Source organism: Candidatus Dependentiae bacterium (assembly GCA_026389015.1).
In the GTDB taxonomy this organism is placed as follows: Bacteria; Babelota; Babeliae; order Babelales; family Vermiphilaceae; genus JAPLIR01.
This window is the reverse complement of sequence record JAPLIR010000025.1, coordinates 39,925-54,271: the sequence shown is the minus strand read 5'-3', so window position 1 is coordinate 54,271 and position 14,347 is coordinate 39,925. Positions and strand designations below refer to the sequence as shown.

15 protein-coding genes and 1 pseudogene are annotated in these 14,347 nt (G+C 40.0%); 4 read left to right on the top strand and 12 right to left on the bottom strand.

The genetic code is table 11. The annotated features are described in order from the left end of the window. Positions 1-2 precede the first annotated feature (2 nt). Positions 3-896, top strand: coding sequence for an NAD-dependent epimerase/dehydratase family protein (locus NTX86_04970; protein MCX5922647.1), 894 nt, complete (start codon positions 3-5; stop codon positions 894-896). A gap of 69 nt (positions 897-965) precedes the next feature. Here the strand turns inward: NTX86_04970 and NTX86_04965 are convergent, their stop codons facing one another. The 6 genes from NTX86_04965 to NTX86_04940 form a co-directional block, all read right to left on the bottom strand. Further along, positions 966-1,514 (bottom strand): hypothetical protein, encoded by a 549-nt coding sequence (locus NTX86_04965; GenBank protein MCX5922646.1) that lies wholly within the window; start codon positions 1,512-1,514, stop codon positions 966-968. Positions 1,515-1,572: 58 nt separating this feature from the next. Further along, the gene (locus tag NTX86_04960) at positions 1,573-2,085 is read right to left on the bottom strand and encodes a hypothetical protein (GenBank protein ID MCX5922645.1); all 513 of its coding nucleotides are present in this window, start codon (positions 2,083-2,085) and stop codon (positions 1,573-1,575) included. A 270-nt stretch (positions 2,086-2,355) separates the two neighbouring features. Beyond that, positions 2,356-3,528 carry a hypothetical protein gene (locus NTX86_04955; GenBank protein ID MCX5922644.1) on the bottom strand — a complete coding sequence of 391 codons (1,173 nt, stop codon included), beginning with the start codon at positions 3,526-3,528 and terminating at the stop codon, positions 2,356-2,358. An 11-nt stretch (positions 3,529-3,539) separates the two neighbouring features. Then, positions 3,540-4,925 carry a hypothetical protein gene (locus tag NTX86_04950; protein ID MCX5922643.1) on the bottom strand — a complete coding sequence of 462 codons (1,386 nt, stop codon included), beginning with the start codon at positions 4,923-4,925 and terminating at the stop codon, positions 3,540-3,542. A 37-nt stretch (positions 4,926-4,962) separates the two neighbouring features. Beyond that, the gene (locus NTX86_04945) at positions 4,963-5,418 is read right to left on the bottom strand and encodes a hypothetical protein (protein ID MCX5922642.1); all 456 of its coding nucleotides are present in this window, start codon (positions 5,416-5,418) and stop codon (positions 4,963-4,965) included. Positions 5,419-5,452: 34 nt separating this feature from the next. Then, positions 5,453-6,028, bottom strand: coding sequence for a hypothetical protein (locus NTX86_04940; GenBank protein ID MCX5922641.1), 576 nt, complete (start codon positions 6,026-6,028; stop codon positions 5,453-5,455). A 262-nt stretch (positions 6,029-6,290) separates the two neighbouring features. Between NTX86_04940 and dnaJ the strand changes: the two genes are divergently transcribed. Continuing rightward, positions 6,291-7,430, top strand: coding sequence for a molecular chaperone DnaJ (gene dnaJ, locus NTX86_04935; GenBank protein MCX5922640.1), 1,140 nt, complete (start codon positions 6,291-6,293; stop codon positions 7,428-7,430). Positions 7,431-7,515: 85 nt separating this feature from the next. On the opposite strand, the gene NTX86_04930 is transcribed toward dnaJ, so the two are convergent. From NTX86_04930 to NTX86_04920, 3 genes are all read right to left on the bottom strand, one after another. Then, the gene (locus NTX86_04930; protein ID MCX5922639.1) at positions 7,516-8,010 is read right to left on the bottom strand and encodes a hypothetical protein; all 495 of its coding nucleotides are present in this window, start codon (positions 8,008-8,010) and stop codon (positions 7,516-7,518) included. Positions 8,011-8,106: 96 nt separating this feature from the next. Beyond that, positions 8,107-9,240: a DNA double-strand break repair nuclease NurA gene (locus NTX86_04925; protein ID MCX5922638.1), complete on the bottom strand. Its 1,134-nt coding sequence runs from the start codon at positions 9,238-9,240 to the stop codon at positions 8,107-8,109. Between the two features lie 13 nt (positions 9,241-9,253). Further along, on the bottom strand, positions 9,254-9,631 hold the full coding sequence (locus NTX86_04920) for an iron-sulfur cluster assembly scaffold protein (protein MCX5922637.1): 378 nt from the start codon (positions 9,629-9,631) through the stop codon (positions 9,254-9,256). A 153-nt stretch (positions 9,632-9,784) separates the two neighbouring features. On the opposite strand from NTX86_04920, the gene NTX86_04915 reads away from it, so the two are divergent. Further along, complete coding sequence (locus tag NTX86_04915; GenBank protein ID MCX5922636.1) at positions 9,785-10,663, top strand: HAD-IA family hydrolase; 879 nt, start codon at positions 9,785-9,787, stop codon at positions 10,661-10,663. 3 nt (positions 10,664-10,666) lie between these two features. On the opposite strand, the pseudogene NTX86_04910 reads toward NTX86_04915, so the two are convergent. The 3 genes and pseudogenes from NTX86_04910 to NTX86_04900 all read right to left on the bottom strand — a co-directional run bounded on the left by NTX86_04910 (position 10,667) and on the right by NTX86_04900 (position 13,335). Continuing rightward, positions 10,667-11,814, bottom strand: a pseudogene (locus tag NTX86_04910) (Nramp family divalent metal transporter). Between the two features lie 122 nt (positions 11,815-11,936). After that, entirely contained in the window at positions 11,937-12,629 is a 693-nt protein-coding gene (locus NTX86_04905; protein ID MCX5922635.1) for a VTT domain-containing protein, read from the bottom strand. Positions 12,630-12,639: 10 nt separating this feature from the next. Then, positions 12,640-13,335: a VTT domain-containing protein gene (locus tag NTX86_04900; GenBank protein ID MCX5922634.1), complete on the bottom strand. Its 696-nt coding sequence runs from the start codon at positions 13,333-13,335 to the stop codon at positions 12,640-12,642. A 213-nt stretch (positions 13,336-13,548) separates the two neighbouring features. Between NTX86_04900 and NTX86_04895 the strand changes: the two genes are divergently transcribed. Next, on the top strand, positions 13,549-14,343 hold the full coding sequence (locus NTX86_04895; protein MCX5922633.1) for a DUF5692 family protein: 795 nt from the start codon (positions 13,549-13,551) through the stop codon (positions 14,341-14,343). The last annotated feature ends 4 nt before the right edge of the window (positions 14,344-14,347 follow it).

The following is a 14,347-nucleotide window of genomic DNA, read 5'->3' as shown; positions in this document are numbered from 1 at the left end:
CTATGACACATTTTTATCACAACATGCTCGTTGTTATCACCGGTGGCTGCGGCTTTATCGGCTCACACCTAGCAGAAAAATTAGTAGATCTTGGCGCGCGCGTCACTATTGTTGACGATCTTTCAACCGGCGATCTTGAGAACATCAAAAATATAAAGGACAAGGTTACCTTCATTAACAAAAGCATTGTTGATAAAGAAGTGTGCCTTGCTGCAACCAAAGATGCAGAAATCATATTTCACCTTGCTGCTTTTATTTCCGTGCCACAATCGCTTGAGCAACCTGATGTATGCCATGCCACCAATGTTGATGGCACCTTGAATATGCTCGAAGCTGCGCGCATTAATGGCGCCAAACGCTTTGTGTTCTCATCATCCTCTGCTGTATATGGCAACAAAAATGAACCTTGTTCAGAAGAAATGAGCTGCAACCCAGAGTCACCCTACGGCTATTCAAAATTGATAGGCGAACTGTACTGCCAACAGTATGCAAAAAACTTTGGTATTAACACGGTCATGCTCAGATATTTTAATGTGTATGGCGAGCGACAAAACCCGAATGGCGCCTATGCTGGCGTAGTGGCAAAATTTGCACATCAAATACATAATAACTTACCCATCACCATTTTTGGCAATGGCCTACAAACACGCGACTTTACACCCGTTGCACGTGTTGTTGATGCAAATTTGAGATTAGGCATGCTTGCCGATTCAGTCCCTGGGCAAATTTTTAACATTGCTACAGGACACAGCGTTACCTTATTGGAACTAGTCGAACAATTAAAAAAAGACGCACCAGGCTATCAATTCCCGGTTACCTTTATGCCAGCCCGCCAGGGGGACATTAAACACTCCTCAGCACAGTGTACAAAGTATTATTCAATAGACGCTTATTAAGCAAAAGAGAGATCGAACAACACATGGCCATTCGATCTCTCTTTATTTTCATCATTCAAATACTATTATTTAGTCCTCAAAAACAGGCTCTTCTTCATCCATAATAGCTTCAGGATCTTTTTCAATTTTTTCTATTTTCTTTTGCAACTCTTGTGCTTTGGCAGGAACTGGTTCTGGATCTATCGCCTCAACTAACTCAAGTACATCTTTTAGATTACTCGTTATAGTCTTAAAAATAGCCTCAATCTGTGCCAACCTAAACACAGCTACAGCACTAAGATTTCTGAGTTTTACAATCGGTGCTTCTCCAGTAAATTCAAATAACGATTTCAACGTACTATTCAAATCGTTCACAAGAAGAGTCATAGTAACAACCAACTTAAAAATCTTCTTTGGCGTTAAATCCTTATCATCAATGTTATTTTTTATAATGCTTATGTTTTTATCAAAAGATTTAACCACATTAAGAACTTGGATCACCAATGGAATGGCTTTGTTCAACATACGAGTTCCACGCGTTAAATTGGACACCTCTTCCTGTTGAGCATACATTAATTGCCCACTCATCATGACCATACCACTCAAGGCTAATGCCATTATGTTATTTTTATTCTTCATAATTTTTTCCTTATTTTATTTTATATAGCTTAATACTTACCATAAGTTATCGATTGTTTTAGTTAGGTACGGGAGTTCCTAATAAGCGAGACAGCGTAGTAATTAAAGAACCAATTCTGTCGGCATACTTTTGAACATCTCTGATTTTATCCTGAACCATCGCCATACCCTCTGTACCTTTTCTAATTTCGCTACTGATAGGCTCCAACTTTTGAGTCATGCTTTTCGCAACATCAACAAATCGGATCAATTGACCAGATAATTCATTGAACAAATTAAAACTAATTAACAGTATCTTAAAGACATTGGCCGTTCTAACTTGTTTTGATGTACTTTTGTTTTTAATTATTTGTATCGATGCCAAAGCTCTATTTTTCTCATCGGTAAATTTCTGCTTAAACGCATCAAGGTCATTTTTAAGCGGCTGATACACCGTTGACTCAAATTCATTGGCATATGTCAAAACATCATTCGCGGCATTCATAAAATCTTCGAAATCGAAGGCCTTAATCTGACCACCCATCAATAAACCGCCCGCTAACACAACGGACATCATCATTTTGTTCTTCATTAGAACTCTCCTTTTTGTTATTAGTTATGATTAAAATACATTTCTACTTGTAATTATGCCACACGTAATGGCTATAAATCAATGGTTTTGATGTTTTTATATAAAATTCACTATTTGAACCTGGGACAGTCTGGCTAATAGCCTTCAAGTTCGCTCTCGTAAAACTCGAGCTACCCTTCCGACTTCGCTAATCCAGGCCTCCCGGCTTGGCTAGCTACGACGGACAGGCAGGGAGGACGGCGGGGGTAACCTGGGAAAACCTAAATCGCCCTATTTTAGGGCAGAAAAAATCTGTTCAAGACTTGTTATCATGGTTTTAATATCGGCATTAAAAGCCTCAACATAGTGAATATATCCCGTAATTTGTTGGTATACGGAAGGCATAGCCTCTCTAAACGATTGCTCGTTTAAGGATTTTGCAAGCCTAACAGCAAGATCAATAGCCTCTGCGACATCTTTAAGTAAAGGCAAACGAATGAGCGAGGATGCCGTGCCGCCTGTCTTTGCTCCCTGTAAAGCAGCAATATCGGTTACAAATTTTTGCTGCAATTGGGCAATAGGGTCCATTGCTTCTGACACTACTTTTTCAAGACCGACCACCACCAACTTAACGGTTTTGTGGAAGGTGTCCCAGTAACCATAATAGATGGCAAGTGACTCGGCTAATGAAGGATCCAAGGGTTTAAGAATCTGCTCATGCACAATTCTGGCAAACGCCATAGCAATATCTACAACACTCGTAAGATCTTTAACCAACACTATTACTGCTTTGAGTCTAACCATAAAGGATAAATTAGCGGTGATTGCCTGATTGATTTCGGTAACATCAGCTATGATTTTTTGATGTATAGGAGGGAACGACGACCATAATGGCGCAGCATCATTGACCACTTTTTCTAAAACTAAGGCAATATCTTTAAGTCCTGCGCCCATGACGGTCAAATAACCACTATAAATCGCCAACTGCTCTTTTGATGCTGGCGGTGTGCCTTTGGTCATTTGATCATTAAAATAAGTTACCAACTTTTCAATGAACGACAAGCCTTCTTTGGCCGTCGCAACAACTGATGGAAAATTGGCTATCAATGACGTGTGAGCTGTACGAGATTGAGCAATATTAGTAGCATCAGCAGCAATTTTTTGCTGCACTGTTGTGAAATCAGAAACAAAAGATCCGAATGCCGCTAATACCTTCTCAAGGTTTACCGCAAGGTTTTTTACCGATTCTTCTGACGAGACAGAAGACACAGACACTGGTGTCGTAGAAATAGATTCGACAGACGCTGGCGCCGCAGAAACAGACGTTTTAGCAGACACTTGTACAGGCGATAACGCAGTCTGCGCAGAGATTGGCACAAGACCAATATCTGCATACAACGACAGACCAGCAAGCACAAAGATGCTTACTGTAATCGTTAATAGTATATAATTATTACGTTTCATAGCCTGCTTCCTCACTGTTTAAAAGCAGAATAAATCTGCGCAAGACTGTCCACGGTATTTTTAATATCAGCATTGAAGGCCTCAATGAAGCCAATGTACAATCCAAACTGCGCGTACACAGAAGGAACAGCATCTCTAAACGTCTGCTCATTAAAGGATTTTGAAATCCTAATCATCAAGTCGACGATTTCAGCAATATCTTTCATCAATGGCAACCGAAGCATTAATGATGCAGTGTCGCTGGTTTTGGCCCCCTGCAGGGCAGCCATGTCTGACATAAATTTTTGCTGTAATTGATTAAGAGGATCGGTTGCCTCAGCTACTGCCTTTTCAAGAGCGACCACAACAAGTTTGGCGACTTTATGGAACGTATCCCAATAAGCATAATACGCCACCAAAGAATCACTGAGCTGAGGCTCAAGAGACTTTATGATCTGTTCATGAAAAATTTTGGCAAGCCCCATAAGAACATCAACAACGCCTGTAAGATCTTTAACCACTATCACCACGGCTTTGAGCCTGACCATAAAAGACAGATTAGCCGTGATCGACTGATTAATTTCAGCAATATCTGCCATAATTTTTTGATGTAAAGGGGGAATTAAGGAAATAAATGACCCTGAATCAGTTGCCACTTTTTCCAACGCTAATACAGCACTTTTAATGCCATTTATTACCATGGTCCCGTACCCAAGATAGGTAGCTATTTGAGCATTCAATTCAGGTCGCGGCCCTTTAAGCATTCGATCGTTAAGAAGTACGGCAAACCCTATTGCTTGGTCAACTAGCGCCACAGCATCCTTGGTTGTTGCAATTATCGATGGAAGACTTGCCATAATCGAAGTATTTGCTGTTCGTGCTTGCACCAATGTGCCAAAATCGGTCACTACTTTTTGTTGTAATTGGGTAAAGGCCGTTATAAAAGACCCTGATGCAGCAAGTACTTTTTCAAAATTGAGTGCAGCATTTTTTATCCGTGTATTAAAAGCAGCTACTAAATCAAGATAGCCAGCAAGTTGCACGCTTATGTCTGGCTGAACATTTTTAACTATTTGATCGTTCAAAATTTTTATAAAACTAGATGACTGCTCAACCAGGGACGTCGCATCCTTAACCAGGGCAATCATGAGAGGAAGTTGTTCGGCAATCGGCTTTCCGGCCACTTGACCTTCTTGAAGCGCAGCGGCATTTTTTAATATATTTTTCTGAGTTAGTGCCAAAGAATCAAAAAATGGCCCTGTCTCTTTTGCCAAGCGAATCACACCAGGAGTTATCTTAGTAATTTCTTTAATAAATTCTTGCAGTGGCACGAGATTAAGCTCAGCATATAAAGATAAACCGCCTGATACAGAGAAGCTTGCCACAATCGCGGATAGTATAATATTACTACGCTTCATAGCATGCTCCCTTCAACCAAGCGGAATACTTATTTTCTTATCGTTGCCCCATAGATTGCGCCATGGATGCAACAAATCCCTCTGCAACTTTAATAAGTCCTTGAACTTGTGCCAACAGAGCTTTGCGTTGGTCATGCGTCACAACGTCAACAACCTGATTTTTTTGCATTTCATCATTGAGCGATAATAAAAAGGCTAACAACCCATCAAAGAACATTGCAACATCGCCAGCTACTTTAGCGTAGGCCACTACTTTGGTCCCAAATTGAGCATTAGGAGAACTTGCAAGAGCAAGATCTGCCTGTATTTTTGGCAACAATGTATTAACGCCACCAATGACATCACCCACTCCAGGCTTTGCAGCAAATACAGCAGGAAGAACTTGCAATAGTGTTTGTAACATACTTGGCGTTACTGGTTGTGATGCATGCGCCGACTGGCCACCCATTACTAATCCACTTACCAGAACAACCATCATTATATTTTTCTTCATCTTATACTCCTATTTTTGATTATTATTTATACTTTTAGTTCTGTAATGCCGATACATCAAGCAACACCGCCATTAATGCCTCAATTAACTCAATCACGTAATTACTCTTAGAAAGTCCAGCTAGCCTAGCCTTAACTTTATCTTGCGTATCCAGAGAAACAGCTGACTCATGCAAAGCCTCAATAAACTTTGTTACTTTAGTCAGCACCGGCTCAAGTTTTTGTGCCATCTCAGGCTTAAAACTTCCCAAAAGCTCGCTATTAAGTGTCTCCAACAATGCAAAAAGCACTTTACTTAATGCCGATGAATCAGCCACCAATTTACTCACTAAGGAAATTCGTGTTCTAATTAATGAATGTTGTTCTTTTTCATTCATATTCTTTTGCGTTTCCAACCGAACATTAATAGCAACAATTTGCGCCAATCCATCCTTAATTTTCTGTATCGCTGCCTGATCAAGCACCGCGTCTTTAACTTCCATAACCCTTGCCAAAAGCATCATGAAATCTGGAAATTTTGCTGGCTGCACGGCCTGCTGGGCATGCATTGACAATCCACTCATTAAAAACCCAGTTGCCAAAACGGTTAACATTATTCTGGTACGCTTCATAACTACACTCCTTGTTATTATTTTACTATAGTATTATATTTCTAATTGAAATTATACAGAACTTTTGACTAAATAAGCAATCATTTTATTTTTATTCGATAAAATATGATTTAAAAAGGCTTTTTTGGTGCAATTGCAACCATTTTGACACCGCTCTTATAAAATTATCCCCTTGGGCAGGCAATAATTTTATGGTATACTAACCGATAACTGTTCAAGAACATTTCTTTATTAACCCCACAAGCATATTAAGACGTGAACCATGGCAAAAAAAGACTTTTATGATATATTAGGCGTTGCTAAATCTGCTACTGCAGAGGAAGTTAAAGCCGCCTACCGCAAGCTTGCACTCAAATATCACCCAGACCGCAACCCCGATAACAAAGAAGCTGAAGAAAAGTTCAAAGAAGCAACCCAAGCGTATGAGGTTATTTCCGATACGGAAAAGCGCCAACGTTATGACCAAATGGGCCATGCACAGTACCAAAATATGGGCGACATGGGCGGACACAGTAGTTCAGGTATGAACATGGACGACATCTTTGAACATTTTGGTGATATCTTTGGCGATGCATTCAGCGGTGGCCGTCAACGCAAGGGGCGTAAAAAAACAGGCCCAGAACCAAAACGTGGTCACGACCTGTATAAAGAAATTTCAATCTCTTTAAAAGATGCTTTTTTAGGCGCTAAAGAAGAAATAAGCTACTATCGCTTCTTTTCTTGCGAAACCTGCCAAGCAAAAGGCGCAGAAAAAGGAAGTTCCTACCAAAAATGCCAAGCCTGCGATGGCAACGGCCAAGTACAATTCCGTCAGGGCTTCTTTATGTATTCCCAAACCTGCGGCACCTGCGGCGGCGAAGGATACACTATTACCTCCCCATGCGCTGCATGCAAAGGACAATCACGCAAACAACAGTACGATAAATTCAGCATTAATATTCCACGCGGTGTTTTTGATGGCGCTGAACTACGCATTACCACCAAAGGCGATGCCGGTGTTTATGGCGGACCAGCAGGTGATTTGTTTATTAAAGTACACGTCAAAGCAGATAAGAAATTCCAACGCGTTGAAAACGATTTGGTCTGCACCGTCATGCTGACCTACCCACAATTAGTACTCGGCAGTCAAGTGGAAATTGAAAGCATTGATGGCTCAAAAGAGACCATTAAGATTCCAAAGGGATGCCCGGTCGGCGAAAAGATTATGCTTGCAGGTAAAGGATTTTTTAATATTCGTGGCAACTCACGTGGCAACTTAATTATTATTGCACAATGCCATATACCAAAGAACCTTTCTGCTGATGCTAAGAAAAAGCTCATGGAATATTCTGAAATTATTGGCACGGATACCACTGCTCATGAATCGAGCATTGTAGGATTCTTTAAAAAATTCTTGTGCTGAATTATTGGGTAAAAAAATTGGATAACAAAAAGCCCCGCCAAATTTGGCGGGGCTTTTTGTTAATTTCTAGAAAATCAAAATCAGATTATTTGCTTGATGATTTTTTTTCTTCTGTTGTTGCTGATGATGAGCTGCTGCTTGAAGAAGAAGATGATGATGATGAAGTAGCTGCAGCTGCCTTTACTTTTGCTGCTTCTGCTGCTTGAGCTGCATATACATCTGCAAAAACGTTGGTGCTATGTGCCAATCTTACAAATTCTGCAAGGACCTTGGTTTGTGCTTCATTTGATTTACCAAAGCCAAGTTCTTTGGCAAGATTATCCAATCTAGCTTGGTCAGCTGCTAATTTGGTTGCTGCAGTCGCATCAGCTAATGCTTTGTCAGCTGCTGCTTTTGCTCTTCTTGATTCATACACTTTCTTACCTACAACTACACCACCAACTACAGTACCTGCAGCTAAAGTACCCGCAACAACTTTTTTAGGTGTTGTGTCTAATTTGCTTTGAAGAATACCAGCTTGTGCAGATGATGAAACCAATGCAACAACGGTTAACGCTGCAACAATATTTTTATGTACCATGAAAAAACTCCTTAGAGGATGTATATGATGAATTATTTTAAACGACAGGCAAATAGTAGCAGAGCCGAAAAATTTTGTACAATTATTTTTTTATGATTATACGCCTATGCCGCGCTTTTTCATGCTTTTTTGCGACATCGTCAAGCGCTGATTTTGCTCCACGCCAATCTTGCAAATTAACTGATAAAAAAATTCACGATCGGGCCCTTTAACCACCGCTTGCTCATGCGCTTCGGCAATCGCAACGGGGTATCCACGGCCTTTAATCGATTGATCGATGAGAATACGTGCAACAGTGTCAACTTTAATGGCATCTTGCGCTATCCATGCAGGGACTTCCACGCGACCAATTTCGGTACCAACATGCAGATAAAAAAAATATGGCTGCAAATGGTTGGGGTACTGCGCGCAAATGGGTGAATTATTTTTAAATACGATAGTCCGAGAATACGGTTCAAGAAAAAAAGAAGCAACGCTGGTGTCGACCAGGCAATCAATATCTTTAAACAACTCAGATTGCGCAACATTAAAATTGCACAATTCAAGTTTAAGCAAATTCACCAACTCTTTATTTTTTGGCAAACTAATGTACGCCGCAGTTAATGTTTTAGTTTGATATAATTGATGCAACGTCAATAAATAGCGACTCAAAAAAGTATCTTTTAAGTTGGTATTTTTAGATTCCAAATGCCAAAAAATCAATGATCCATCAATCAAAAAAACAAAAGGCGCATCCTGAGCTGCCGCATCTGGTTGAAATTGTTTACTGTAGGCAAGGCCTGTCGTGAGTTCCAATTCCTGACGCCGGCAGTTGATAACTTCAGGGGTGACTTCAAATAATTCCTCATCCTCCCCAATATACACTAAAGGGGTTGAATCCAAGGTGACAGCTTTGCCCTCTAAACCATAACTGAGTACTACGGTGCCAATATTAATTAAAAAGCACGCGGTTCCTTGATGTCGATCGGGATAAATTTGTGAGCCATCCACCGAGAGTACTCGATAGGGCCCTACTTGTTGGTCTATAACAATACAATCACCAAGATTATCGCTCCAGGTAGGAATCAAAAATGGGGTTTCACCAAGAGAACGCACTTTATGCATAAAGGTTGCATCATTGGTTACACGTTCCCACACGTGCCGCGCTACATCGTGCATAGGACCAAGATCGATAAACAATTTGGCGGAGATATCTTGGAGCCGGGCAAGGACCCGTGAACGATCAAGCATGTGCAAATCCTTTTTATCCGTTACCCTGTTGGTATTCAATAATTCCTTGCTGGAGAGCTTGCAGAGGTAGCAATGCACATTTGAGACGCGTAGGCCCCAATGGAATGCCAAGATGAGTAATAATGTATTCTTTATCCAAGGCTAAAACCTCTAGGATCCCCTTATTTTTACAGATTTCGGTCAGCATTGAGGCAACACCCTGACTAATAACACACCCGCGACCATCAAAAACGATCGATTTTAGGGCGCCAGCACTAACAAAGCCTTCAAACTTAACGGTATCGCCGCACGAAGGATTATGCTCTGTGGAGGCAAATGACGCTTGTTCTAGACCCCCTTTATTACGGGGATTACGATAATGATCCATTAATTCTTCTTGATATAGCTGCATAAGAACCAGTATACACTACTCTGTTTACTCTGTAAAAAAAGATAGATTATTTCAGAATGAAACAATATTTTGTCTGTTGGGCATTTGACATCACTAAAAAGATATATAATCTGATTAATAGAATGAATCATTAAAAAAACATGGAGGCTCATTATGAATCCAAAAAAATTCTTCAAACCACTCTTATTACTCATTGCTGTAAGCGTACTCATATTAGGTGCCCCGCAACCCCTGAAGACTAATCCCAACCCGAATAACGATATTCACGTTATTTTTGATATGAATGGCGTATTGGTTAAAAATAGCGGAGAAACCAAAATCCTTGGTATAGGTAAATTTATCGCCTATGCACTGATGCACCCTTTTAGCATAAAAAAAACTATACGAAAAAAATTATATGAATTTCTTAACACGCTTGAAGCGCGTGACCCTCAAGAGACCAATGCTTGTGACGAAGAAGGCACACAACTACCCCAAATCATGTGTACTTGGATGAAAGGCACCAAAACGCCAGCTGCTATTTTAGAAGATGTGGAAACGGAAGTTGCACAACGTTGGGGCGGGCTAGAATTAAACATTGTCTCCTCAATTAGTCGTATGATGTTCACGCCGGAACTTATGGCACAAACACAAGAATGGGTACCCGAAACGCTTGATTTTGTTGATGAACTTAAAGAACAAGGATACAAGGTCCATATTCTTTCAAACTTTGACACCCACACCTTCAACGTTATGAGAAAACAGCACCCAGAAGTTTTCGAAAAATTTGATAGCATTACCGTATCAGGCGATATTGGTCTTATTAAACCAGATCCAACCATCTATGAACACGTATTGACTACCAATGGCATCGATCGCAGCAAATCATTCTTTATTGATGACTGCTTAGTCAACGTGCAGGCAGCAGAACAACAAGGCATCTGCAGCTCACTCTGTACCAAGAAAGGCAAGAACCCCCACATTAAAGCCGTGCGTGATGACTTTTATGACTGGATAGACCACATGACAAATCACGTTGGTGCGGTGGCGTAGTGATTAAGATCTTATAAAATCTATCACGTAAATAAGATTCAAACTAACAATCAAGAATGCACAGCTCCAGGCCAGCACGGTAACCCAACGAGGATTTACCAGTACTCCCATCTTTTTGGGATCGCTGGTAAATATAATCAAGGGAATTACCGCAAAGCCAAGCTGAAAACTAAGCACAACCTGACTGACCAATAAAAGATGTGCTATTCCCGTTTGCCCGTATAGCAAAATGCATATAATGGCAGGCACAATCGCCAACCCACGCGTGATTAAACGCCTTATCCAAGGCGTTATACGCATATCAAGAAACCCTTCCATGACAATCTGTCCGGCAAGCGTGCCCGTCAAAGTAGAATTTTGTCCTGAAGCCAACAGCGCTAAAGCAAACAAGGTGCTCGCTAATGGCACTTGCAATAAAGGACTCAATAATCTGTACGCATCTTCGATCTCCGCAACATCCCTATAGCCATTTGCATAGAAAACAGAGGCAGCCATAATAAGAATTGCTGCGTTAATAAAGAAAGCTAAGGTCAAAGCAACCGTAGTATCAATGGTAGTAAACTTTATTGCTTCTCGTTTACCAACAACGGTATCGGCATACTGCCTTGTTTGCACGATTGATGAGTGAAGATACAAATTATGAGGCATAACCGTGGCACCAATAATGCCAATGGCGATATACAACATTTCTGGATTAAGCACAATATCAATATCAGGAACAAAGCCCGCCATGATAGCGCCAAAAGGTGGCTGCGAGGCAATGATCTCAAACAAAAAACAACCGGCAATAACGGTCATAAGTGCAATAACAATTGCTTCGATATACCGAAAATGGAATTTTTGGAAATAAAGCAATACGAGTACATCTAATGCCGTTATGCATACACCCCAAATAAGCGGCACATTAAATAGTAATTTGAGTGCAATGGCTGACCCAATAACTTCAGCTAAGTCGCAGGCACCCACTTGCCTGGGTCCCTCTCGCCAACGGCGACTAGATAACCTGGCCCACCAAAAGCAAGCATCTTACGCCACCAGGGCCATGATGCCACAATAGGAATAGTTTTAAAATTCTCTTGCAAGCTCGGTATAACGCAAGGTTTTTGCCACCCTTTATCGCCCGCTTTGAGATTGTTTGTAGTGTCAGACATGGATATTTTTATTTCATTCTAATTTGTGTGCGCTTTCGCGCACACGATGGTTTCGTATTTAATAGTATTAAGTCATTAGTATAAGAATAGGCGAAAAAAAAGAATCTTGGTAGGTAAATTATTTAGATTTTATTACTATGCAAGAAACCCATTTTTTTAATAACGATTGGTAGAAATGCCAATAATGCCAGAAACACACAAGCGGCAATCATGGGAGGGGAAAAGATATCGCCTACTGTTTCGATGACCGTCAATTGTTGGCCAGCAAAGGTAAAAACAAATGATGGCAACATAACACCAAGCGATGTCGTCCAAATGAAAGTCGACAATGAAACATTGGTCATAGCAGCTAAAAAGTTAACCATAAAAAGAGGTATGCCAATAATAAAATGTATTACCAACAAATATAACGTACCATCTTGATGCATATGCTTATTAAATGAAGCTAGTTCTTTTTTATAACGATTTTGTATAGCCTCACCAATGACATAACGAAATGTCAAAAATGCAATGACTGAACCGACAGTCGAACCAATATTAGTATACAAAGCTCCCAGCAGCGTACCAAAAAAGAATCCTCCTGCAATGCTCATAATAGCTGCAAGTGGCAATGAAAACGCTACAATAATAATATACAAAAAAATGTACAAAAATGCTGATCTGCAATAATTGTGGCTAATAATGTCTTGTAAATGTATTTGCTGACTTTTAATATAGGACAAGCTCACATAATCATAAATACCGCTCGAGCGCAAGGCAAAAAAAGCTGCAATAATAAAAAGAACAATAATTATACGTTTAATAATTTTTTTCATACATTCCAATCTATACTTTTTTAAATCGCCTGATCAATACCGGCACTAGGGCTAGCACTGCTAATAATCCCAATAATATCACGACCTGCCAAGAAAAAATGTCACCCAATGATTGCATGGTTGCCAACTGCTCTCCTGCCAACGCACAGATAAAAATGAGCGGCATGCTACCAATTGTTGTCAACACCACAAAAATCCAAAAGGGAACTTCTGTCAATGCTGCCAGTGTATTAATTGCTCCATAGGGCACTATCGACATAAAATGTAAAATCAATATGTAACTACGACCATAAATCTCAATTTTTTTATTAAAATCATCTATACCTTGTTTGTAACGATCACGAATCAATGAATGCAAAGCATAACGAATAAAAAGATACGATATCATGCAACCAACAACTGCGGCCATTAACGAATAGGCAAACCCTAACCAAACGCCAAACAAATAACCCGCGAGTAAGGTAAAAGGCACAATTACAGGCAAAAAGGCCGCAATGCACAGCGCAAAAACAACCAAAAAAATCACTACAAATTTGATATATGATGCTTCGGCCATCAACTTAAATTCAACACTCTTTGCTTGAATAACTTCCAAAGAAAAATAGCGCCCTATATTGAGATAATATAATAATGCAGCGATCGATAAAAAACCTGCGACGACAAGCAAATTTTTGATAATTGCTCCTGATGACTTATCTGATTTCATAGTAAGCAGCCCCCCTCATGTGCGAAGTTTATTATTTTTTCATATCCCCTTGCATCCTTTCTTAATGCAATCATAGAACTATGGTAACAAAAAACAGCGCCCCCCACAATGATTGTAGGTTTTGCTAGGCCATGAGTGCATCAAACTCTATACAATCAAGCACTCAAATCGATATACTTCAATAAAAATGGTAATTTTGACGATGGAGGAAATATGCCAGCTATTCTAATAACCACAGGTTTTTATGTAGCATTTCTTATTTTTCTATTAATCTGCAATGAGCTTTTGCACCGCTCTAAAATTCTTGCATGGTCTGTATTGGTAGCATTACCCATAATCTTATCGCCCTATTGGATATTTTTTTCTAATGAATCACAAACCCCGTTTGAATGGGCAAAATTATATACTCTGTTCTTCACCTGCTGTTGCGTACTAGCATATCGCTATACTTCATTCGAAAAAACAAAATGGATCAGTTTTTTTGTATATGGCTTATTAATCATTAATATTTTTGAAGCAGCCTTTACTGATTTCACCATACATCATATTTTCAATCCGCTTGCTGGCATACTATTAATCATAACAATACCATCGCACCATCATATCGATGTTGATAACAAATCGCCTTACAAAGATCTTATATATACTATTCCTTTTGGTTGGATCATTGGCTACACCTTGTGGAATCTCACCTTTGTGTACAATAATTTCCCCGACTTTACCGCTCTCCATATGGCCATACTAGGAGCTCCTTTAATCGTTGACGTATTCCGCAGGGGCCACTGGTTCCAAACACGACTTTTTACTTTAACGATACGATTGCTATTGGATTTCACAGGACCAGATATACCTCAATCACTCCTTACCAAAAACTGGTTTAATCACACTGCAGCTATAGTCCTAGGGCTGTGTAGCTTACTATGGATGATTGGACTAACACTTTATAACTGGCATACAACGCGAACACTCACCGGAATACCTGACAATAAACCAAACCTTGTACAATGAAGCT

Excerpts from the sequence above, each read along its gene's own strand:
- NTX86_04905 (MCX5922635.1), bottom strand. The coding sequence starts at position 12,629 with ATGAAAAAAATTATTAAACGTATAATTATTGTTCTTTTTATTATTGCA.
- NTX86_04895 (MCX5922633.1), top strand. The coding sequence starts at position 13,549 with ATGCCAGCTATTCTAATAACCACAGGTTTTTATGTAGCATTTCTTATT.
- NTX86_04965 (MCX5922646.1), bottom strand. The coding sequence starts at position 1,514 with ATGAAGAATAAAAATAACATAATGGCATTAGCCTTGAGTGGTATGGTC.
- NTX86_04915 (MCX5922636.1), top strand. The coding sequence starts at position 9,785 with ATGAATCCAAAAAAATTCTTCAAACCACTCTTATTACTCATTGCTGTA.
- NTX86_04920 (MCX5922637.1), bottom strand. The coding sequence starts at position 9,631 with ATGCAGCTATATCAAGAAGAATTAATGGATCATTATCGTAATCCCCGT.
- NTX86_04900 (MCX5922634.1), bottom strand. The coding sequence starts at position 13,335 with ATGAAATCAGATAAGTCATCAGGAGCAATTATCAAAAATTTGCTTGTC.
- NTX86_04925 (MCX5922638.1), bottom strand. The coding sequence starts at position 9,240 with ATGCTTGATCGTTCACGGGTCCTTGCCCGGCTCCAAGATATCTCCGCC.
- NTX86_04960 (MCX5922645.1), bottom strand. The coding sequence starts at position 2,085 with ATGAAGAACAAAATGATGATGTCCGTTGTGTTAGCGGGCGGTTTATTG.
- NTX86_04950 (MCX5922643.1), bottom strand. The coding sequence starts at position 4,925 with ATGAAGCGTAGTAATATTATACTATCCGCGATTGTGGCAAGCTTCTCT.
- NTX86_04940 (MCX5922641.1), bottom strand. The coding sequence starts at position 6,028 with ATGAAGCGTACCAGAATAATGTTAACCGTTTTGGCAACTGGGTTTTTA.
- NTX86_04945 (MCX5922642.1), bottom strand. The coding sequence starts at position 5,418 with ATGAAGAAAAATATAATGATGGTTGTTCTGGTAAGTGGATTAGTAATG.
- dnaJ (MCX5922640.1), top strand. The coding sequence starts at position 6,291 with ATGGCAAAAAAAGACTTTTATGATATATTAGGCGTTGCTAAATCTGCT.
- NTX86_04955 (MCX5922644.1), bottom strand. The coding sequence starts at position 3,528 with ATGAAACGTAATAATTATATACTATTAACGATTACAGTAAGCATCTTT.
- NTX86_04930 (MCX5922639.1), bottom strand. The coding sequence starts at position 8,010 with ATGGTACATAAAAATATTGTTGCAGCGTTAACCGTTGTTGCATTGGTT.
- NTX86_04970 (MCX5922647.1), top strand. The coding sequence starts at position 3 with ATGACACATTTTTATCACAACATGCTCGTTGTTATCACCGGTGGCTGC.